The sequence below is a fragment of the Pseudaestuariivita sp. genome, assembly GCF_052825805.1.
The window spans coordinates 167,966-187,365 of the sequence record NZ_JBRBVB010000010.1 but is presented as its reverse complement, the minus strand read 5'-3'; the positions used below and the strand labels follow the sequence as shown (position 1 = coordinate 187,365).

Sequence of the window (19,400 nt, the reverse complement as noted above, 5' to 3'; positions counted from 1 at the left end):
CTAGCCTCCCATCCGGCTCTCGAGCCGTTCGACCATGCGCGCCGGCACCTCCGGCGCATCGAGCTGCGCCAGCATCCGGTCGCGCACCTCCGCCGGCATCCGCGTGTTGCCTTCGAGAAACGCCTTGAGCTTGGCCCGCCGCTCATCGGTCAGGGCGATGGTCTGCGGCTCTTCAGGCACATTGGTGTCGGGCCCGGTCTGCAGCACGCGCACCTTGATGCCCGCGCCCAGCACGGGCGAGCGCTCGCTGACCACCTGCGCCCCGGCAAGCCCCTGAGCGCGCACCAGAATGTCGTCCCCCTGACGCCGCAGCAAAACCACCTCGCGCTCTTCGAGCCGCTCCTCGGCGCCGACGACCAGCACCCGCTCGGAGGCATCGATCGCCGCCGCCGGCAGACGCACAACCCGGTCGAGCGCCGGCTCGTCCACCGTCACGGTCACGAAATCCCCCGGCTTGAACCCCGGCGCGGCGCCCAGCCGGGCAAAGATCAGACGGCCCGTCTGCCCTTCCTCCACGGCGGCACTGTCCCGCGAGAGCGTTCCGGTCGCGGTCAGGTCCGTGCCAAAGACGTCGAGCGTCGCGCGCACCTCGGCCTGCCTCAGCTGTCCGGCCTCGTCCAGCAGCCGCGCATATTGCGCGGTCGACACCCGAAAACTCACCTCGAGCGCCGACGGGTCGATCAACTGGCCGACCTCGCTATTGGCCTGCACCAGCCCGCCCTCGACCAGCGACACCCCCGTGAGCGTCCCGTCAAAGCGCGCGGTCAGCGTCAGATCACCCAGCCGCCGCTCCGCCTCGGCCACCGCGATCTGCGTCCGCGCAAGGCTCGTCGCCGCCTGGTCGACGCGTGCCTCCGCAGCCGCCAGCGCCTGCCGCCGCGCCAGCGCCGATTGCCGCGCCGAAGACAGCGCCAGCTCCGCCGCCTCGCGGTTGGCCGTCGTGCCGACGCCGCGCGCCGACAGCTGGTTTTGCCGGTCAAGCGCCGTCTCGCGCAGCGCGACCTGCTCCTCGCCCGCCGCCAGCTCGTCCCGCGCAAGGGCCAGCGCCCGGTCCGCGTCGCGCACGGCCGCCTCGGCATCGAGCAAGTCCGAGGCCACGCGCTGCCGCGCCAGCTCGGCGTCGGTGGGATCGATCTCGACCAGCACTTCACCCGCTTTGACCTGCCCGCCCTCGACGAAATTCTCGGAGAGCGCCACCACCGTGCCACCCGCCGCCGTGCGCAAATCGAGCGTCCGGCGCGACTGCACCTCGCCAAAGGTGATCAGCTGCGGCACCTCGCGGCCCGGTACCGCCTCGGTCACGTTCACGGCAAAAACACGCTCGCGCGCCGGACGCTCCCGCGGCTCCTCGGATATGCGCGCCTGCACCGCATCGCGCACGGTCCCCGCCGCCCAGGCCATCAGCGCCACTGTCACCCCAAGGAGGAAAAGGCCCGTCAGGGCCTGCCGGAATACGCGCATCGAGGTCCTCGCAATACGGGCTGGGTCCCGTCAGATATAAGCCACGCAGGCACGCCGCCAAGCTGGCGCACACCCACGTGATCGCCCCTATACACGCACGGCGTCAGACTTTCCGTCGCAAATGTTCGTCCAGACGCGGAAAAATCTCGACAAAATTGCAAGGCCGGTGCCGGTAGTCGAGCTGCAACGCCAGGATCTCGTCCCAGGCGTCCTTGCACGCGCCCGGCGAGCCCGGCAGCGCAAAGAGGTACGTGCCCTGCGCCACGCCGCCCGTCGCCCGCGACTGCACCGCCGAGGTCCCGATCTTTTGCATCGAGATCATGGTAAAGACCGTGCCAAAGGCGTCGATCTCCTTCTCGTAGACATCCCGATGCGCCTCGACCGTCACGTCGCGTCCCGTGAGCCCCGTGCCGCCGGTAGAAATCACCACGTCGATCTGAGGGTCCGCGCACCAGCCGCGCAGCTTGGCCGCGATGACCTCCCGGTCGTCCGGCACCAGATCGCGCGCGGCAAGCCTGTGCCCGGCGCCCGTCACCCGCGCCTCCAGCACGTCGCCCGACTTGTCATCCTCGAGGCTGCGCGTGTCCGACACCGTCAAGAGCGCAATCCGCACCGGGACCATGTCCCGCGTCTCATCAATCCGGCTCATCCGCGCTCCACCCGTTCTGCAAGGTCCAACATATCCGCCCAGGCCTGCTTCTTGGCCGCTGGATTCCGCAAAAGGTAGGCGGGATGCAGCATCGGCAGACAGGGCAGACCCTCCGCCTCGCTCCACTGGCCTCTGAGCCGCGTGATCCCCTTGCGCCCGAGCAGTGCCTGACAGGCGTGATTGCCCACCGCCACCAGCACCTTCGGCTGCGCCAGCGCGATATGCCGGCGCAGGAACGGCAGCATCATCGCCATCTCGTCCGGCTTCGGGTCACGGTTCTGCGGAGGCCGCCAGGGCAGCACGTTTGTCAGGTACACCGTCTCTTGCCGCGAGAGCCCCCCGGCCTCCAATATGCGGTCGAGCAGCTGCCCGGCCCGCCCCACAAAGGGCTTGCCCTCACGATCCTCGTCCCGCCCCGGCGCCTCGCCCACTAGCATGACCGGCGCGCCCGGGATGCCATCGGAAAACACCAGCGACCGCGCGCCCTTCTGTAACTCGCAATGGGGATACGCCGCCACCGCCGCCTTGAGCGCTTCGAGCGAGCCCGCAGCCGCCGCAGCCCTCTCAGCATCGGCAACCGGGTCCCCGCCGGCTGGCACCGCCGTAGGCTCCGGCGTCGCCGCCCGAACCGGCGCCGGCTTGACCGAATCAGATTTCACCGGCGCAGGCACCGCCGTCCGGGCCACCGGCACATCACCAATCGCCTCGTCCGCGCCCAGCTCGATCTGCCAGGCAAGCGCCGCAAGGGCCTGATGCGAGTCCATCTCCATGCCCCAGACATAGGCCATCCCGGGACAGCCCTCCAACTTCTTCTGGCTAAAAATATCCCCGCCGGAGGCTCCCGCCCTTGGACGCCCGCGCAGCCCCCGCCTATAAGAGCGCCACGCCGCAAGGAGCCGCCATGACCTTCCGCCAGTCGCACCTCCTCGGGATCGAGCCGCTTGCCCCGGACGAGATCACCACGCTCCTCGACCTCGCGGACAGTTACGCCGCCCTCAACCGCGGCTCGAAACACGCCGACGCGCTGGCCGGGCTCACGCAGATCAACATGTTCTTCGAGAACTCGACGCGCACGCAGGCGTCGTTCGAACTGGCAGGCAAGCGCCTTGGCGCGGACGTGATGAACATGTCGATGCAGACCTCGTCGGTCAAAAAGGGCGAGACGCTGATCGACACCGCCCTGACGCTCAACGCCATGCGGCCCGACCTACTGGTGGTGCGCCATCCTCAGTCGGGCGCGGTCGATCTGCTCGCACAAAAGGTCAACTGCGCCGTGCTCAACGCCGGCGACGGGCGGCACGAGCACCCGACCCAGGCGCTTCTGGACGCGCTCACCATCCGCCGCGCCAAGGGCCGGCTGCACCGCCTCACCATCGCCATCTGCGGCGACATCGCGCACAGCCGCGTGGCCCGCTCGAACCTGATCCTGCTGGGAAAGATGGAGAACCGCGTCCGCCTCGTCGGCCCCCCAACCCTCATGCCCGCAGGCATCGAAGAGTTCGGCGTCGAGGTCACGCACGACATGGCCGCGGGCCTCAGGGACGCCGACGTCGTGATGATGCTCCGCCTGCAAAAGGAGCGGATGGACGGCGGCTTCATCCCCTCCGAGCGCGAATTCTACCACCGCTATGGTCTGGACGCGGCCAAGCTGCGTCATGCCAAAGACGACGCCATCGTCATGCATCCCGGCCCGATGAACCGCGGGGTGGAGATCGACGGGGAGATCGCCGACGACATCACCCGCTCGGTCATTCAGGAGCAGGTGGAGATGGGCGTGGCGGTGCGCATGGCGGCGATGGACCTTTTGGCGCAGAACCTGCGCGCCCGAACTGCGCGCGGACTTGGCGAGGTCATGGCGTGAGCGCGCCCGTCGCGACCTTTCGTCCTGCGCGCCGTGCCTATGCAAAACGCCTCGCCCTGCTCTTTGCCTTCACCATCGCGGTGCTGATCCCCGGCTGGGCGTATTTCGGCGTCTGGCAGAGCCTCGCCGGATCGGTCCTGCTCGCGCTCTGCTACATGTTCGCGACCGACGAGCTGAGCCTCTGGCGCCGCCACGCACAGGCGGTCTGGACACTGACGGATCAGACACTGACCTATGCCAACCCGGTCGAGGAAGCGGAGGCGCACAGCCTGCCGCTCACAGAGATCGCGCAGACCAAAGTCCGGCTCGGCACCCACGTCGTGCTGCGCCTGACAAACGGCACCGCAATCACGATGGCCTACCTCTCCGATCCGAAGGGCGCCAAAGCCTCGATCGACGCGGCGCGGGCTGGCGCATCTGGGAACAAAATCACAGGCTGACGCGCTACCCTCCCATGACACTTACAATCGCCGCACATGATCACGGACGGGTCGACGTCTTCTCCATCGACCTGCCCGCCGCCGAGGCCGCTCAGTTCGACGCGGACCCCGCGCGGCTCGGCGTTCTTTTGGGAGAGACGCCGCTCGCCACGCAGGTCGACATATTCGACACCGCCGTCATGGGCGATCTCGGCCTCCACGGCTATCTGCGCGAGGGGATCGGCGTGCCCGAAGAGGCGCTGGCGCCGCACGCCGCAACGCTCGGCAACATCACCCACGCGGTGGTTCTGCGCGCCGAAGCCTTCCCGGAGCGCCCGGTCACGCTGCACCCCCAGCCGCCGCTCAACCATGTCGTCACGCTCGGAGAGCGCGCGGCGGAGGTCGACCTGACACCCCTGCAAAGCACCTCGGCCAGCGGCAGCCTGCAGCCGCCGCCGATCCCCGGCACGGTCGCGCCCCGCATCCCCAAATGGGTCTGGGCGATGCTGGCCGTGATCTTCTTTGCGATCCTCGTCGCCATCATCCCGATCTTTGCCCGCTCCTGAGGCGCTGACTCAGACGTCCCAGATTGCCTCCCCCGCGCGAATGCGGCAAACAGCCCATGAGCCTAGAGGCCGGGTGCACCCGGCAGGCACCACGGGACAGGGCACGGATGGCCGACTGGGACAGCATCCTCGACAACGGTGAGCGCATCCTCTGGCAGGGACGCCCGGATGGTCGGTTTTCGGTGCCTGTGCAAAACTGGTTCATGGTGGTGTTCGGACTTTTTTTCACCGGTTTCGCACTTTTCTGGATGATCTTGGCGAGTGGCGCGGGCGGGACGTTCTGGATGTTCGGACTGCTCCACTTCAGCGTTGGTTTCGGCATCATCTTTTTCAGCGTTACCTGGCCGACCTTTGTACGCCGCCGGACGTGGTACACGCTGAGTGACAGACGCGCCTTCCTTGCTACCGACCTGCCGCTGAGCGGCAAACGCCTCAAGAGCTACCCGATCAGCAGCGACACAGCGTTAGAGCTGGGCGGGGATACACCCGGCTCCGTCTATTTCGCACACAGGACGAAACGCACCAAGAATGGCACGCGGAGCGTGCCGGTCGGCTTCGAACGGATCCCCGACGCCGCCGACGTCATGCGCCTGATGCGGGATGTGCAACGAGGTGCTGCATGACCGCCAAGCTCTTTCACAACGCCACACTGATCGACCCGGAGGCAGACACACCACGCCTCGGCGCGCTGCTGGTCAAGGACGGGCAGATTGCCGAGGTCTTTGACGAAGGCGTCACGCCCTCTCTGCCCTCCGCCGACCTTATCGACTGTCGCGGCAAGTGCCTCGCCCCGGGCATCGTCGACATCGGCGTCAAGGTGTGCGAGCCCGGCGCGCGTCACCTCGAGAGCTACCGCTCGGCGGGACACGCGGCGGCGGCGGGCGGGGTCACGACCATCGTGACGCGCCCCGACACGGACCCCGCGCTCGACAGCCCCGAAACGCTCGAGTTCGCCCGGCGCCGCGCGCAGGAGGCGGGCGTGCGCGTACACGCCATGGCCGCGCTCACCAAGGGCCGCGCGGGCCAGGAGATGACGGAGATCGGGTTCCTCTCGGACGCCGGCGCCGTGGCCTTCACCGATTGCGACCACGTCACGACGAACACCAAGGCGTTGCAAAGGGCGTTCACCTACGCGCGCCAGCTCGGCGCGCTGGTCATGTGCCACGTGCAGGAGCCGAACTTGAGCGCGGGCGCCGCAGCCACCTCGGGAAAGTTCGCAACGCTGCGCGCGCTGCCCGCCGTTTCCCCTCTTGCCGAGCGGATGGGGCTGGAGCGGGACATGGCGCTCGTGGAGGCGACGGGCGTGCGCTACCACGCCGACCAGATCACGACCGCCGCGGCACTGCCCACCCTACGGCGCGCCAAGGACGCCGGGCTCGACGTGACCGCCGGGGTCTCGATCCACCACCTGACGCTAAACGCGCTCGACGTGGCGGACTACCGGACCTTCTTCAAGGTCAAGCCGCCACTCCGGGACGAGGACGACCGCCGCGCTGTGGTCGAGGCTCTGCGCGAAGGGCTGATCGACATCATCCATTCGATGCACACGCCGCAGGACGAGGAATCGAAGCGCCTGCCGTTCGAGGAGGCCGCCTCCGGGGCGGTGGCGCTCGAGACTTTGCTCCCCGCCGCCATGCGCTTGCACCATTCCGAGGGGCTGAGCCTGCCGCAGATTTGGCGCGCCCTGTCGCTCAATCCCGCGCGGCGGCTGGGGCTCGAGGGCGGCAACTTGTCGGTGGGTGCGACTGCGGACCTCGTGCTTTTCGATGCCGGCGCGCCGTTTGTCCTCGACCGCACGACGCTGCGCTCGAAATGCAAGAACACGCCTTTTGACGGGCAGCGGATGCAGGGGCGCGTGCTGGCGACCTACCTGGGTGGAGAGGTGATCTATGAGCGTGCGTGATGCCTGACGTGACCTCCTCCGCCGCAATTCTGGCGCTTTGGGCGCTGATTGGCTACGGCCTCGGCTCGGTGCCGTTTGGCGTGTTGATCTCGCGGGCCTTTGCGCTCGGAGACCTGCGCAAGGTCGGGTCGGGCAACATCGGCGCGACAAATGTGCTGCGCACCGGCAATAAGCTCGCGGCCTTCCTCACCTTGCTCCTCGATGGCGGCAAAGGCGTCGTCGCTGTGCTGCTCGCGCGGATGCTGGCCGGCGAGGACGCGGCGCAGCTCGCAGGGCTCTGCGCCTTTGTGGGGCATTGCTTTCCGGTTTGGCTGGGGTTCAAGGGCGGCAAGGGCGTCGCGACGTTCCTTGGGCTGGTGCTTGCACTGGCCTGGCCGGTCGGCATCGCGGCCTGTCTGACTTGGCTCGCTGTCGCTGCGCTCTTTCGCTACTCGTCGCTTGCCGCGCTGGTGGCGGCTTGCGCCGCTCCGGTGTGGGCGGTGATCCTAGGACGCGGGGAGGTAGCTTTGCTCTGTGCCGTGCTCGCCGCGATCATCCTCTGGCGCCACGCCGAAAACATCGCGCGACTGCGTGCGGGCACCGAGAGCAAGATTGGCGGGAAAAAAGCCTAGCCGATCAGTCGTGCAACCTCGGCTGGATGGCTGAGCGGCACCATATGCCCTGCCCCTTCGATCACGTGCCGGCTCGCATGAGCGACGCGCGCAGCAAGCGCCGTCTGGATGGCCGACACGATCGGCGGGCTTTCAGCCCCCTCGATCAGCGTCACCGGACAGCTCAGCGCCTCGAGACGCCCCAGCGCGAGCATCCCGCCGACGTCGTCGATGATCCCCGGCTCTCCAGCCGGGATCAGGTGGATGCGGTCCGCCATCATCTGCCTTTGCGGCTCGGGCAGCGCCTCCCACGGCACGCCGCCACCCCAGATGGAGGTGAACTCCCGCGCCGCGCTCCGCAAGTCGCCACGCCGGTAGGCATCACCAAACCCGGTGAACTGCGCCTCGTAGACCGCCCGGCTGGCCGGGTCATGGGCAAACGCAGCAGCAAAGAACACAGGCTCGATCAGCGTCAGGGAAGCCACGAGATCCGGGCGTTCGAGCGCCACGCGCAAAGCAACAGTCCCGCCAAAGGAGTGACCGACCAGATGCGCAGGACCCGAAAGCGCCTCCATGCGCGCCACGACTGCGTCGGCGGTCAGTCCCTGCAGCTCGGCGTCACCAGGACGCCAATCCGGCGAGGCGCCGTGCCCCGGCATGTCGCAAGCCAACACCTGCATCCGGCCGTCCAAAGCCTTGGCCACACCCGCCCACGCCTTTCCGAAGGCGAGCGAGCAGTGCACCGCGACCAGCGTCCGAGGCCCCTGCCCGAGCTCGTGCCAGGCCAACTCCATCGCCGGTCAGCGATCTGCGAGGTGCGCGTCGAGATCGTCGAGCCGGTCCTGACCCCAGAACCGCGCGCCGTCGTCGGTGATGTAGAACGGCGCACCAAAGACGCCGCGCGAGGCCGCCTCTTCGAGGTTGGCCGCATATTCCTCCGCGCCAGCCAGCATCCCGGACTGCGCCAGCGCCGGGTCAAAACCCGCCGCCTCGAGACAAGCCGCGATCACATCGTCCTCGGCCACGTTCCGCTCTTCGGCCCAGCACGCGCGCGTCACGGCATGGCAAAGCGCGCCCAGATCGCCGCCGCCCACCTTTTGCGCGGCGATGATCGCATACGAGGAGGGCGCGGGGTTGGTCGGCCAATGCGCCGGGTGCAGGTTCAGCGGCATGCCGAGCTTGGCCGACTGCCGCTCCATCTCGATCAGGCGGTACTCCTGCCGGGCGGGGTGACGCTCCTTGGGTGGCTGGCCACCCGTCTTGCCAAAGAGCGCGATCACATCGCAGGGCTTGTAGGTGATGCTCGCGCCGTGCCGGGCGGCAATCTCCTCAAGACGGGTGCCGGCGAGATAGGTGTAAGGCGAGATGGTCGCAAAGTAGTAGTCGATATGCGTCATGGGAGCCTCCCTGGCATCTGGATCGCTTTGACGGGTCAGGTCTGCGTGATAAGGCACCGGCACGCAACACGAATCCATGTGTGTGCCACGGGGGACAGATCACCATGCCAGCGAGCGCCGCGCCCAAGATCATCACGGGCAACTCGAACCCTGCCCTTTGCGCCGCGATCGCCCGGCGCATGTCGATCCACCGCGGCGCCAAGGTCGAGCTGGTCGACACCCGGGTCGAGCGCTTCAACGACGGGGAGATCTTTGTCGAGGTCTTCGAGAACGTGCGCGGCGAGGACATGTTCATCATCCAGTCGACGTCGAATCCGGCCAACGACAACCTGATGGAGCTCTTGGTGATGGCCGACGCGCTGCGCCGTTCCTCGGCCTCGCGGATTACCGCCGTCATCCCCTACTTCGGCTACGCCCGGCAGGACCGCCGGACCAAGGCGCGCACGCCGATCACGGCCAAGCTGGTGGCGAACATGCTGGTCGGCGCCGGCATCGAGCGGGTCCTGACGATGGATTTGCACGCGGCTCAGATACAAGGCTTCTTCGACATCCCCGTCGACAACCTCTACGCTTCGCCGGTCTTTGCGCTCGACGTGGCGGCGCAGTTCGCGGGGCGGATGGACGAGCTGATGGTCGTCTCCCCGGACGTGGGCGGCGTGGCGCGCGCGCGCGAGCTTGCGAAACGGATCGAGGCGCCGCTTTCGATCGTCGACAAGCGCCGGGAAAAGGCCGGGGAAGTCGCCGAGATGACGGTGATCGGGGACGTGACCGACAAGGTCTGCATCATCGTCGACGACATCTGCGACACCGCCGGCACGCTCTGCAAGGCCGCCGAAGTTCTGATCGAGAACGGCGCCAAGGAGGTCCACTCCTACATCACACACGGCGTCCTCTCGGGCCCGGCCTGCGAGCGGATCACCAAATCGGTGATGAAATCGCTGGTCGTCACCGACTCCATCGCCGCCACGGCCGAGGTCAAGGCCACACCCAACATCCGCATCGTGCCGACCGCGCCTATGTTCGCGCAGGCGATCCTCAACATCTCGTCGGGGCAGTCGGTCTCGTCGCTCTTCGAGCTCGACACGCTGATGCCGATCTACGAAGGCACGCTGGGGCGGTAAGCCCGAGAAATAGGCGCAGCTTATTTTTGGGCGCTCAAGACCCTGCCGCCAGTGCCTCCGCCTCGACGCGCTTCACAAACGCGTCCTTGCCGTCCATGTAGCTTTCGCTCGTTGCACCCTGCTGCGAGACCAACCGGCGCTTGAGCGCGGCATAGTCAGCCGCAACGTCGGGGTTCGCCCGCAAGTGATTGCGAAACGCGAGGTGGCGCCGCGCGCCAGGACTGCCCGTTTCAAAGATATGCAGGTGATGCGTGCGGGTGCCTGCCGCATCGGTCTTGCGGCAGTAAAGCCGGCCCGGGATGCCGAACGCGCCTTTGACCTCGTAGCCCAGCCGCGCGAATTCGGCAGCCTGCCCTTGGGCGTCTTCGAGCCGTTCAACCTCTCCCAGCATGTCGATGATTGGCTTGGCGCAGAGGCCCGGCACCGACGTGCTCCCGATATGGTGCAGCGTGACGAGGCCCTGTGGCAGCTCTGCTGCAATCCGCGCCGCCTCGTCGGCAAAGGCCGCGGGCCAGGCCGGGTCATACGCGACGATCCGCGGCGCGGCAGGCGCCGGGGTCACTCGACGTCCCAGTCGTCCGAATTCCTCTGACTGCCAATCGCCAGCCAGTTGACATGCACACGCGCCACACGTGTGTCACCCCAAGTGCGGAAGACCACGTCGAACCGGTCATGCTCCACGTTCTCGGCCCGGACGTCGACGCGCAGGTTGGTGCGGTTGTCCATGTCCCAAAGCGCGATCCCGACATGCACCATCGGCGGCGCGTCGAAGCCTTCCGCAAAGATGATCTTGCGGCGGCGCTCGCGCGGGCCGGACCCGGTCCACATCGGACCGCCCTCTTCGAAATCGGAAAAGAGATCGACGCGCCCGTCGTCGATCACGATGTCGCGGCCAGAGAACTTTTTCATGCCCAGTACTTCATCACTTCAGTCTTGCGTCACACACCCTATACGCGAGTCTAGGCACTCGGCGCCGTCGATCCACCCCAAATTGCAAACGGGCCCGAAAGGGCCCGCGCGTGTCGTGATCGAGGTCACAGCGTTCGTGTCAGACCGTGGCGGTCAGACGCCCAGCTGCGCCTTGAGCGCTTCCATGTCGGCGACCATCTTGTTAGCCGTGTCGACGCCGGAGCCGGTGGCGGAGCTGGCTGCCGCCTGCGCCGCCTCGATCAGGGCGTCGATGTCGGAGGCGGTCGCCTCGTCTGCCGGGATCGCGCGTTCTGCAAGCACCGAAGTGCCCGCAGTACCGATTTCGGCAAAGCCGCCCGTGACCGCGTATTTCTTGGTCCCGTCCGGGCCGACCACCGTCAGGATGCCGGGGCGCAGGGTCGAGATGACCGGTGCGTGATCCACCATCGCGGTGAAGTCCCCGTCCGCGCCGGGGATCTGCACTTCGGTGGCCTGCATCGAGGCGAGGCTGCGCTCGGGGCTCACGAGATCGAATTGCATCGTGTCTGCCATGTCTGTCTCCTTAGCCATGCCAGATGGGTGCAAGCACCCATCCTACGCTTGATCGCCTAGGCCGCTTCCGCTGCGAGGCGCTCGGCTTTCTCGATCACCTCGTCGATGCCGCCCACCATGTAGAAGGCCGCTTCGGGAAGGTGGTCGAATTCGCCGGCCACAACACGTTTGAACGAGTCGATCGTGTCTTCGAGCGGGACCTGCTTGCCGTCCGAGCCGGTGAAGACCTTCGCCACGTCGAAGGGCTGGCTGAGGAAACGCTGGATTTTCCGGGCGCGGGCCACGGTCAGCTTGTCCTCTTCGGAGAGTTCATCCATCCCGAGGATCGCGATGATGTCCTGAAGCGACTTGTAGCGCTGCAGGAGACCCTGCACGTCACGCGCGACTTCGTAGTGCTCTTGGCCGAGGATCAGCGGGTCCATCAGACGCGAGGTCGAGTCGAGCGGGTCCACCGCCGGGTAGATACCCAGCTCGGAGATCGCGCGGTTGAGAACGGTCGTCGCATCCAAGTGCGCAAAGGTCGTCGCCGGCGCCGGGTCGGTGAGGTCGTCCGCAGGCACGTAGACGGCCTGGATCGACGTGATCGACCCGTTCTTGGTCGAGGTGATCCGCTCCTGCATTGCGCCCATGTCGGTCGAAAGCGTCGGCTGGTAGCCCACCGCCGACGGGATCCGGCCAAGCAGAGCGGACATTTCCGAGCCGGCTTGCGTGAAGCGGAAGATGTTGTCGACAAAGAACAGAACGTCGGTCCCGGTCGCATCGCGGAACTGTTCGGCCAGCGTCAGGCCGGTCAGGGCGATCCGCGCACGCGCACCCGGAGGCTCGTTCATCTGGCCGAAGCACAGCGCGATCTTGGAGTCAGTCAGGTTGTCCGGGGTCAGAACGCCGGATTCGATCATTTCGTGGTAAAGGTCGTTGCCTTCCCGCGTCCGCTCACCCACGCCGGCGAAGACCGACAGGCCCGAGTGCACCTTGGCGATGTTGTTGATGAGCTCCTGGATGAGAACCGTCTTGCCCACGCCGGCACCGCCGAAGAGGCCGATCTTGCCGCCTTTGGCGTAGGGGGCGAGGAGGTCGATCACCTTGATGCCGGTCACGAGGATCTCCGCCTCGGTCGACTGGTCGGCAAAGTCCGGCGCCGGTGCGTGGATCGGGCGATACTCGTCCGCTTCGACCGGGCCCTTTTCGTCGATCGGGTCGCCCGTCACGTTGAGGATGCGTCCCAGCGTCGCGGTGCCAACCGGCACGGAGATCGGGCCGTCGGTGTCCTTGACATCCTGACCGCGCACGAGGCCCTCGGTGGAGTCCATCGCGATTGTCCGCACGGTGTTCTCGCCGAGGTGCTGCGCAACCTCGAGCACCAGGCGGTTGCCGTTGTTGTCCGTTTCCAGCGCGTTCAGGATCTCGGGCAGGTGATCCTCGAACTGCACGTCAACGACAGCGCCGATGACCTGCGTGATTTTGCCGACTGCGTTTGCCATGTCGTCTCTCCAGTCCTTAGAGCGCTTCTGCGCCCGAGATAATTTCAATCAGCTCGTTCGTGATGACGGCCTGACGCGAGCGGTTGAACTCGATGGTCAGCTTGTCGATCATCTCGCCCGCGTTGCGTGTGGCGTTGTCCATCGCGGACATGCGCGCGCCCTGCTCGGAGGCGCCGTTTTCCAGCAGGCCCGAGAAGATTTGCGTCGCCACGCCGCGCGGGAGGAGATCCGCGAGGATCTCTTCTTCGCCCGGCTCGTAGTCGTAGAGCGTGGCCGCGCCGCCTTCGTCACCTTCGTCTGCCTCGAAAGACGCCGGGATGATCTGCTGCGCGGTCGGCGTCTGGCTCACGACGTTCACGAACTTCGAATAGAAGAGCGTCGCGACGTCGAACTCACCCGCGTCAAAGCGCGTGAGCACGTCCTGCGCGATGCCTTGTGCGTCCGCATAGCCGATGCGTTTGACCTCCGAGAGGTCCACGTGGCCGATGATGTGGTCGCCCAAGTCACGCTTGAGCTGATCACGGCCCTTCTTGCCGACGGTGAGGATTTTCACCGTCTTGCCAGCCGCTTTCAGCTCTTGCGCCTTGACCCGCGCCAGTTTGGCGATGTTCGAGTTGAACCCGCCACAAAGGCCACGCTCTGCCGTCATGACGACCAGCAGGTGCACCTGATCCGAGCCCGTGCCCACGAGGAGCTTGGGTCCGCTGTCGCTGCCGCCGACCGAAGCCGCCAGCTGCGCCATCACCGCGTTGAACCGCTCCGCGTAGGGGCGCGCGTTCTCGGCGGCCTCCTGCGCGCGGCGCAGCTTCGCCGCGGCGACCATCTGCATCGCCTTGGTGATCTTGCGGGTCGATTTGACCGACTCGATCCTGTTTTTGAGGTCCTTGAGACTTGGCATGCTCAGGCCCTCTTACGCGAAGTCTTTGGCGTATTCGTCAAGCACGGCCTTGATCTTATCGGCGGCGTCGCCCTTGATCTTGGGATCTTCGTTCGTGATGTAGTCCAGAAGGTCCGATGCCTTGCCACGCAAATGCGCCAGTAGGCCCTGTTCGTACCGACCGACATCGCCCACGGGCAGGTTGTCGAGGTAGCCGTTGGTGCCGGCAAAAATCACGCAGACGATTTCAGCGTTGGTGAGCGGCGCGTATTGCGGCTGCTTCATCAGCTCCGTGAGGCGCGCGCCGCGGTTCAGAAGACGCTGGGTCGCGGCGTCGAGGTCCGAGCCGAACTGCGCGAAGGCCGCCATCTCGCGGTACTGCGCGAGCTCGAGCTTCACGGTACCGGCCACCGACTTCATTGCGTTGGTCTGTGCCGACGAGCCCACCCGGCTCACCGAGAGACCGGTGTTCACCGCGGGACGGATGCCCTGGTAGAAGAGCTCGGTCTCGAGGAAGATCTGGCCGTCTGTGATCGAGATCACGTTGGTCGGGATAAAGGCCGACACGTCGCCGCCTTGCGTTTCGATGATCGGCAGCGCCGTCAGCGAGCCCGAGCCGCTGGCCTCGCTCAGCTTGGCCGAGCGCTCCAGAAGGCGCGAGTGGAGGTAGAAAACGTCACCCGGGTAAGCTTCACGGCCCGGCGGGCGACGGAGAAGCAAGGACATCTGGCGGTACGACACGGCTTGCTTGGAAAGGTCATCGTAGATGATGAGCGCGTGCTTGCCGTTGTCGCGGAAATACTCGGCCATCGAGGTGGCGGAGTACGGCGCGAGGAACTGCATCGGTGCCGGGTCGGACGCGGTTGCGGCCACCACGATGGTGTAGTCGATGGCGCCGGTCTCTTCGAGCTTGCGCACCAGCTGCGCCACGGTCGAGCGTTTCTGACCAATGGCGACGTAGATGCAGTAGAGCTTCTCGCTGTCGTCCTTGGCCGCGTCATTGTACGACTTCTGGTTGAGGATCGTGTCGAGCGCCACGGCGGTCTTGCCAGTCTGGCGGTCGCCAATGATCAGCTCGCGCTGGCCACGGCCAATCGGGATCATCGCGTCCACGGACTTCAGACCCGTCGCCATCGGCTCGTGCACCGACTTACGCGGGATGATGCCCGGCGCCTTCACGTCCGCGACGCGGCGCTCGGAGGCGTCGATGGCGCCTTTCCCGTCGAGCGGGTTGCCGAGGCCGTCGACCACCCGGCCCAGCAGCGCTTCACCGGCTGGCACGTCCACGATGGAGTTCGTGCGCTTGACGGTGTCGCCTTCCTTGATGTCCCGGTCAGAGCCAAAGATCACCACGCCGACGTTGTCGGCTTCGAGGTTGAGCGCCATGCCCATGATGCCGCCGGGAAATTCGACCATCTCGCCGGCCTGGCAGTTGTCGAGGCCGTAGACGCGGGCGATCCCGTCACCCACCGACAGAACGCGGCCGACTTCGGCCACTTCGGCCTTTTGACCGAAATTCTGGATCTGGTCCTTCAGGATCGCAGAAATCTCTGCTGCTTGGATACCCATTTATCCGACCTCTTTCATGGCATTCTGGAGAGCGTTGAGTTTGGCACGCACCGATGTGTCGATCATCTTCGACCCCACCTTTACGACGAGACCGCCGATGAGGCTTTCATCGACGGTCGCCTTGATGTTCACGTCCTGGCCGAAGCGCGCCTTGAGCGTCTCTGCCAGCTTCTTGGATTGCGCGGCGGAGAGCGCCTGCGCGCTCGTGACCTCTGCCGTGACCTCGCCCTTGTGTGCGGCGATCATCGCGTCGAGATGCGCGAGCATGTGCGGCAGCACGAAGAGGCGGCGCTTCTCGGCCATCAGGCCGAGCACGTTCTGCATGACCGGCGATACGCCGACGGCCTTGGCCACGGCGGTGATGGCCTGGCCCTGCGCCTCGCGCGTCAGCACGGGCGAGCCGATCATGTCGCGCAGCTCCTCGCTGGTGTCGAGCGCCGCGCCGAGATCGTCGACGCTGGATTCAAGTTTTCCGAGGTTGTCGTTGTCGCGGGCGATTTCGAACACCGCGGTGGCATAACGTTCGGCAATGCCGGAAGAGATCGAAGCTGGTTCGGACACGTCCACCCCTTTGCTTGTCGGCCCGCCTTTGCACGCCGAATGCGGCAAAGTGTAGGGCAGCATGGCAGGGCGCACAGGCATCCCCGCGAAAATCAGCGCGTCTCTAGCAGAGGGTTTTGGGATGGGCAATGCGCATCGCGCTAACATTCTGCGGTTGCATCGTCATGGACTTCAGAAACTTTTGCCACCTGCGACGATGTGCCTGATTTTTGCCGGCGAGGCGGGGCTTGATGTACCCTGCGAATCCGCCCGCCGCCCCGATTGCGCCCCCCCTGTGAACACAGTGTTTCCTTATTCGAAGGTAAATGGTGCGGTGGCTGCGTGTTAACCCTTTGACGTTGAACAAAAGGGTAGCGGCATGTTCGGATTCGGTTTGGTGGCGCTTTTTGGGCTTTTGGTGTTCGGCGCCGCGTGGGACAGCACGGATGATGACACGCGGGACGACGACATGGCACCTGAGCCTGATCCGATGCCCGATCCCGATCCGATGATGCCCGATCCAGACCCGATGACTCCCGAGGACCCCGACCTCGGCGCCACGCTCTCGACCCGTGACGACGGCACGATCGAGATCGAGCTGGGCGCAGACGAGACCGGCAGCATCGTTGCCGTCCAGACGCAATCCGAGAGCACCTCCGCCAGCGGCAACGATGTGGTGACGACCTTTGGGGTCGAATTGGTCCTCGTGCCGGAAGGCACAGATTTGGAGGCGGCCATTGACGACAACACCGACGTCGCCTTCTTCGACGATCTGCTCGATGATCTCGACGTGACGCGTCTTGCGTCATACGATTTGGGTGCGATCCGTGAGCAAAGCGACGGGGACGGAGTCTTTGTGTCTGAAATCGAGCGCGATGCTCCACCTGAATTTGTGGTCATCGACGGGACGGTCTCGCGGATCGACGCCGTGGGCGAGGACGACGGCGACGGCTTCATCGCGACGCGCAGCGATCCGATCGACACGCCTGGTGTGCCGCCGCTTGATCCTTCGGTGCGTTTAGACTTGATGGCCGAGGTAATGGGCGAGGTGCTTGTTGGCGGCGACGGCGCCGATACGCTGGAGAGCTCTTTCCTCGACACCCAGGTCTTTGGGAACGGCGGTGACGATCTTGTGGTCATCTCAGGTGGCGCGAGCCTTGGTGACGGCGGCGAGGGCATGGATACGCTGCGCATCGGGCTCCTTGAAGACCGCGGCGAGGTAACGCTCAGCGGCGGCGAAGGAGCGGATCTTCTCGAAGTAGATGGCCTCGCAGACGACGGCGCGGTGCGCCTTTTTGGGGACGGAGGTGACGATACGATTTCAGCATCTGCGTTCGTGGGTGGAGCATTCGTCGACGGCGGTACAGGAGACGACGAAATTTTCGTTGAAGACGGACAAGTCTTCGCAGATGGCGGCTCGGGCAATGACACTTTGACGGCGCTAAATGGTGGTGAAATCAGCGGTGGGTTTGGGGATGATGTCCTTAGAAGTTCGATTTTTGCCCCGACCAATATTGGTGACATTGCGGAGCTTACGGGAGATGCAGGCGAGGACAGTTTCACTATCGTGGCATCACTTTTTGACAATGGTTTGGTTGAACCAAGCCTTTCGCGGCCGATTGCCGAAATAACAGACTTTACGCCTGGAGTTGACGCGCTCGCGATCGAGACTTCGACAGGAACGGACCTCTCAAACCTTGAAATCAGTGACGATGGCACGGACACGACGATCAGCTTTAATTTGGAAGAAGGCGGCGCGATACAGAGCCAGTTCTTCATTGCGCGCGGCGTCACAGGGTTGACGACGATGGATGTTGCATTGGTGACAGTGTAGCGCAAACTCCGCTGCACCGCGACCAACCCTCCGTCTTCCCGACCACCACAATCCCACCAAATCGTGGACACAGTGTTTCCACATTCGCAGTCAAGCGATGTGGATAAACTGTGTTAACGAAGCCTTAAATTTCGAAAGGCTTGAAAGATGTTCGGATTTGGATTGGTGGCCCTGATGGGGCTTTTGGTGTTCGGCGTGGCGTTCGACTCGTCGGACACGGACGATGGATCGTCCGGCGATGGCGGCGGGGACGACATGATGATGCCTGACCCGGATATGCCTGACCCCGACATGCCGGATCCAGACATGCCCGATCCCGATATGCCGGACCCGGATATGCCGGACCCCAATCCCGAGCCGGACCTTGGCGCCACCCTGTCGACCCGCGACGATGGCACCATCGACATCGAGCTCGGCGAGGACGAGACCGGCGCCGTGATCGCGCTCCAGACCGAGACGACCTTCTCGGACGGCGAGGACGAAGAACTGCGGTACGGCGTCGAACTGCTGCTTGTCCCGGAGGACGTCGATCTGAGTGCCGAGATCTCGGCGAACCCCACGACGCCCCTGAACGAGCTGCTCGACAGCCTCGAAGTGACACGCCTCGCGACCTACGACCTTGGCGAAACACAGTTTGAAATCGCCGATCAGGATTTGATCGTTATCGGCAACGAGCAAATCGCTCCCCCGACGCTCAACGTGGTGGACGACACGCTCGGCCTGTTGCGGGCGACGGGCACCGATTCCGGCGACGGGATTACCGCTACCGGCGTCGAACTCCTCGACGCACTCGGCGCACCGCCCCTCGATCCCACACAGCGGGTGGACCTAATCAATATCGAAGAAGGAGGGACCCTCATCGGCGGCCTCGACGCCGACACGTTGGCCTCTGGCGCTGCAGACTCGACGCTGCTCGGCTCCGACGGGAACGACCTGATCCGCATGAACTTTTCCGGTGCAGGCTTTGGCGAGGACGGCAACGACACCCTGCGCGTGGATGACCCGCTGATCGACACGGGCGGCGACGTGCTGCTCGACGGCGGCGCCGGGAACGACTTGCTGACCGGCACCAGCACGCAGGACTTTGCCGACCTGACCCTCGCAGGTGGCGAAGGCGACGACACGATTCTGGGGTCCGCCTTTGTCGGGGGCTTGGACGTGATCGGCGGCAACGGCAACGACGTGATCGAGGTCTCGCAAGAGCTCGCCGAGGCGTCTGGCGGCGCAGGCGACGATCAGATCACCGTCAGCGGCGGCGCGGCAGCCATCGGCGGCGTGGGCGACGATGAGCTCATATCGCTCTTCGCGGAAGACCCGGTGTTCGGTCCAACCCTGGGCGGAGGCATCCTGACGGGCGGTGAAGGCGCAGACACGTTTGCGATCAACACCACGGCCGTCGGCCAGGCGGGCAATGCGCAGGCGACGATCACGGACTACGCGCGCGGCGAAGATGCGATCACCATCGAGACATCTGACGGCTCGTCGATCTCCGGCCTGAGTTTCGAGCCAGGCGCAACCGGCACGGTGATGACCTTTGATATCACGCTCGGTGGCGCGACCGAGACGCAATCGGTTCTCGTCGAGGGTGTGTTCGATCTGACCGCGGACGACGTGACGGTGTTTACGCCGTAGGCGCAGGGAGCGGGCGGCGTGTCGGCCTGAATTGGGGCC

Annotated in this window: 21 protein-coding genes; 9 read left to right on the top strand and 12 right to left on the bottom strand. The window is 65.6% G+C overall.

What is annotated here, in order from left to right; genetic code table 11:
* The 3 genes from ACU0B3_RS12500 to ACU0B3_RS12490 all read right to left on the bottom strand — a co-directional run bounded on the left by ACU0B3_RS12500 (nucleotide 1) and on the right by ACU0B3_RS12490 (nucleotide 2,898).
* A complete protein-coding gene (locus tag ACU0B3_RS12500; RefSeq protein ID WP_446261190.1) occupies nucleotides 1-1,461 on the bottom strand; it encodes an efflux RND transporter periplasmic adaptor subunit in 1,461 nt (486 codons plus the stop codon).
* A gap of 103 nt (nucleotides 1,462-1,564) precedes the next feature.
* Complete coding sequence (gene moaB, locus ACU0B3_RS12495) at nucleotides 1,565-2,110, bottom strand: molybdenum cofactor biosynthesis protein B (RefSeq protein ID WP_446261189.1); 546 nt, start codon at nucleotides 2,108-2,110, stop codon at nucleotides 1,565-1,567.
* Nucleotides 2,107-2,898, bottom strand: a complete 792-nt coding sequence (locus tag ACU0B3_RS12490; protein ID WP_446261188.1) for a uracil-DNA glycosylase — start codon at nucleotides 2,896-2,898, stop codon at nucleotides 2,107-2,109. The genes moaB and ACU0B3_RS12490 overlap by 4 nt, the downstream gene beginning before the upstream one ends.
* Nucleotides 2,899-3,011: 113 nt before the next feature.
* Here ACU0B3_RS12490 and ACU0B3_RS12485 point away from each other — a divergent pair, with 113 nt between their 5' ends.
* From ACU0B3_RS12485 to plsY, 6 genes are all read left to right on the top strand, one after another.
* Complete coding sequence (locus tag ACU0B3_RS12485; protein ID WP_446261187.1) at nucleotides 3,012-3,971, top strand: aspartate carbamoyltransferase catalytic subunit; 960 nt, start codon at nucleotides 3,012-3,014, stop codon at nucleotides 3,969-3,971.
* Nucleotides 3,968-4,411, top strand: coding sequence for a hypothetical protein (locus tag ACU0B3_RS12480; RefSeq protein WP_446261186.1), 444 nt, complete (start codon nucleotides 3,968-3,970; stop codon nucleotides 4,409-4,411). The genes ACU0B3_RS12485 and ACU0B3_RS12480 overlap by 4 nt, the downstream gene beginning before the upstream one ends.
* A 14-nt stretch (nucleotides 4,412-4,425) precedes the next feature.
* A complete protein-coding gene (locus ACU0B3_RS12475; protein ID WP_446261185.1) occupies nucleotides 4,426-4,956 on the top strand; it encodes a hypothetical protein in 531 nt (176 codons plus the stop codon).
* Between the two features lie 107 nt (nucleotides 4,957-5,063).
* The gene (locus ACU0B3_RS12470; protein ID WP_446261184.1) at nucleotides 5,064-5,579 is read left to right on the top strand and encodes an aspartate carbamoyltransferase catalytic subunit; all 516 of its coding nucleotides are present in this window, start codon (nucleotides 5,064-5,066) and stop codon (nucleotides 5,577-5,579) included.
* A complete protein-coding gene (gene pyrC, locus ACU0B3_RS12465; RefSeq protein WP_446261183.1) occupies nucleotides 5,576-6,859 on the top strand; it encodes a dihydroorotase in 1,284 nt (427 codons plus the stop codon). Before ACU0B3_RS12470 ends, pyrC begins: the two co-directional genes overlap by 4 nt.
* Nucleotides 6,859-7,470, top strand: a complete 612-nt coding sequence (gene plsY / locus ACU0B3_RS12460) for a glycerol-3-phosphate 1-O-acyltransferase PlsY (RefSeq protein ID WP_446261182.1) — start codon at nucleotides 6,859-6,861, stop codon at nucleotides 7,468-7,470. Before pyrC ends, plsY begins: the two co-directional genes overlap by 1 nt.
* On the opposite strand, the gene ACU0B3_RS12455 is transcribed toward plsY, so the two are convergent.
* Nucleotides 7,467-8,243, bottom strand: coding sequence for an alpha/beta fold hydrolase (locus tag ACU0B3_RS12455; RefSeq protein WP_446261181.1), 777 nt, complete (start codon nucleotides 8,241-8,243; stop codon nucleotides 7,467-7,469). The two genes, plsY and ACU0B3_RS12455, sit on opposite strands and share 4 nt — an antisense overlap.
* Nucleotides 8,244-8,249: 6 nt before the next feature.
* A complete protein-coding gene (locus tag ACU0B3_RS12450; protein ID WP_446261180.1) occupies nucleotides 8,250-8,846 on the bottom strand; it encodes a DsbA family protein in 597 nt (198 codons plus the stop codon).
* Nucleotides 8,847-8,950: 104 nt separating this feature from the next.
* Here ACU0B3_RS12450 and ACU0B3_RS12445 point away from each other — a divergent pair, with 104 nt between their 5' ends.
* Nucleotides 8,951-9,967, top strand: a complete 1,017-nt coding sequence (locus ACU0B3_RS12445; RefSeq protein ID WP_446261179.1) for a ribose-phosphate pyrophosphokinase — start codon at nucleotides 8,951-8,953, stop codon at nucleotides 9,965-9,967.
* A 34-nt stretch (nucleotides 9,968-10,001) separates the two neighbouring features.
* On the opposite strand, the gene ACU0B3_RS12440 is transcribed toward ACU0B3_RS12445, so the two are convergent.
* From ACU0B3_RS12440 to ACU0B3_RS12410, 7 genes are all read right to left on the bottom strand, one after another.
* A complete protein-coding gene (locus ACU0B3_RS12440) occupies nucleotides 10,002-10,529 on the bottom strand; it encodes a GrpB family protein (RefSeq protein WP_446261178.1) in 528 nt (175 codons plus the stop codon).
* Nucleotides 10,526-10,876: an H-type lectin domain-containing protein gene (locus tag ACU0B3_RS12435; protein ID WP_446261177.1), complete on the bottom strand. Its 351-nt coding sequence runs from the start codon at nucleotides 10,874-10,876 to the stop codon at nucleotides 10,526-10,528. The genes ACU0B3_RS12440 and ACU0B3_RS12435 overlap by 4 nt, the downstream gene beginning before the upstream one ends.
* 153 nt (nucleotides 10,877-11,029) lie before the next feature.
* Complete coding sequence (locus tag ACU0B3_RS12430; protein ID WP_446261176.1) at nucleotides 11,030-11,428, bottom strand: F0F1 ATP synthase subunit epsilon; 399 nt, start codon at nucleotides 11,426-11,428, stop codon at nucleotides 11,030-11,032.
* 56 nt (nucleotides 11,429-11,484) lie between these two features.
* On the bottom strand, nucleotides 11,485-12,909 hold the full coding sequence (atpD, locus tag ACU0B3_RS12425) for a F0F1 ATP synthase subunit beta (protein ID WP_446261175.1): 1,425 nt from the start codon (nucleotides 12,907-12,909) through the stop codon (nucleotides 11,485-11,487).
* A gap of 16 nt (nucleotides 12,910-12,925) precedes the next feature.
* On the bottom strand, nucleotides 12,926-13,807 hold the full coding sequence (locus tag ACU0B3_RS12420; RefSeq protein ID WP_446261174.1) for a F0F1 ATP synthase subunit gamma: 882 nt from the start codon (nucleotides 13,805-13,807) through the stop codon (nucleotides 12,926-12,928).
* Nucleotides 13,808-13,819: 12 nt separating this feature from the next.
* Nucleotides 13,820-15,355: a F0F1 ATP synthase subunit alpha gene (atpA, locus tag ACU0B3_RS12415; protein ID WP_446261173.1), complete on the bottom strand. Its 1,536-nt coding sequence runs from the start codon at nucleotides 15,353-15,355 to the stop codon at nucleotides 13,820-13,822.
* A complete protein-coding gene (locus tag ACU0B3_RS12410; RefSeq protein ID WP_446261456.1) occupies nucleotides 15,356-15,922 on the bottom strand; it encodes a F0F1 ATP synthase subunit delta in 567 nt (188 codons plus the stop codon).
* A 352-nt stretch (nucleotides 15,923-16,274) separates the two neighbouring features.
* Here ACU0B3_RS12410 and ACU0B3_RS12405 point away from each other — a divergent pair, with 352 nt between their 5' ends.
* A complete protein-coding gene (locus tag ACU0B3_RS12405) occupies nucleotides 16,275-17,729 on the top strand; it encodes a calcium-binding protein (protein WP_446261172.1) in 1,455 nt (484 codons plus the stop codon).
* A 147-nt stretch (nucleotides 17,730-17,876) separates the two neighbouring features.
* The gene (locus ACU0B3_RS12400) at nucleotides 17,877-19,361 is read left to right on the top strand and encodes a calcium-binding protein (RefSeq protein ID WP_446261171.1); all 1,485 of its coding nucleotides are present in this window, start codon (nucleotides 17,877-17,879) and stop codon (nucleotides 19,359-19,361) included.
* Nucleotides 19,362-19,400: the final 39 nt, after the last annotated feature.

What these genes read in the sequence shown, in the direction of transcription:
- ACU0B3_RS12500 (WP_446261190.1), bottom strand. Translation starts at nt 1,461, where the DNA reads ATGCGCGTATTCCGGCAGGCCCTGACGGGCCTTTTCCTCCTTGGGGTG.
- moaB (WP_446261189.1), bottom strand. Translation starts at nt 2,110, where the DNA reads ATGAGCCGGATTGATGAGACGCGGGACATGGTCCCGGTGCGGATTGCG.
- ACU0B3_RS12490 (WP_446261188.1), bottom strand. Translation starts at nt 2,898, where the DNA reads ATGGCCTATGTCTGGGGCATGGAGATGGACTCGCATCAGGCCCTTGCG.
- ACU0B3_RS12485 (WP_446261187.1), top strand. Translation starts at nt 3,012, where the DNA reads ATGACCTTCCGCCAGTCGCACCTCCTCGGGATCGAGCCGCTTGCCCCG.
- ACU0B3_RS12475 (WP_446261185.1), top strand. Translation starts at nt 4,426, where the DNA reads ATGACACTTACAATCGCCGCACATGATCACGGACGGGTCGACGTCTTC.
- ACU0B3_RS12470 (WP_446261184.1), top strand. Translation starts at nt 5,064, where the DNA reads ATGGCCGACTGGGACAGCATCCTCGACAACGGTGAGCGCATCCTCTGG.
- pyrC (WP_446261183.1), top strand. Translation starts at nt 5,576, where the DNA reads ATGACCGCCAAGCTCTTTCACAACGCCACACTGATCGACCCGGAGGCA.
- plsY (WP_446261182.1), top strand. Translation starts at nt 6,859, where the DNA reads ATGCCTGACGTGACCTCCTCCGCCGCAATTCTGGCGCTTTGGGCGCTG.
- ACU0B3_RS12455 (WP_446261181.1), bottom strand. Translation starts at nt 8,243, where the DNA reads ATGGAGTTGGCCTGGCACGAGCTCGGGCAGGGGCCTCGGACGCTGGTC.
- ACU0B3_RS12450 (WP_446261180.1), bottom strand. Translation starts at nt 8,846, where the DNA reads ATGACGCATATCGACTACTACTTTGCGACCATCTCGCCTTACACCTAT.
- ACU0B3_RS12445 (WP_446261179.1), top strand. Translation starts at nt 8,951, where the DNA reads ATGCCAGCGAGCGCCGCGCCCAAGATCATCACGGGCAACTCGAACCCT.
- ACU0B3_RS12435 (WP_446261177.1), bottom strand. Translation starts at nt 10,876, where the DNA reads ATGAAAAAGTTCTCTGGCCGCGACATCGTGATCGACGACGGGCGCGTC.
- ACU0B3_RS12430 (WP_446261176.1), bottom strand. Translation starts at nt 11,428, where the DNA reads ATGGCAGACACGATGCAATTCGATCTCGTGAGCCCCGAGCGCAGCCTC.
- atpD (WP_446261175.1), bottom strand. Translation starts at nt 12,909, where the DNA reads ATGGCAAACGCAGTCGGCAAAATCACGCAGGTCATCGGCGCTGTCGTT.
- ACU0B3_RS12420 (WP_446261174.1), bottom strand. Translation starts at nt 13,807, where the DNA reads ATGCCAAGTCTCAAGGACCTCAAAAACAGGATCGAGTCGGTCAAATCG.
- atpA (WP_446261173.1), bottom strand. Translation starts at nt 15,355, where the DNA reads ATGGGTATCCAAGCAGCAGAGATTTCTGCGATCCTGAAGGACCAGATC.
- ACU0B3_RS12405 (WP_446261172.1), top strand. Translation starts at nt 16,275, where the DNA reads ATGTTCGGATTCGGTTTGGTGGCGCTTTTTGGGCTTTTGGTGTTCGGC.
- ACU0B3_RS12400 (WP_446261171.1), top strand. Translation starts at nt 17,877, where the DNA reads ATGTTCGGATTTGGATTGGTGGCCCTGATGGGGCTTTTGGTGTTCGGC.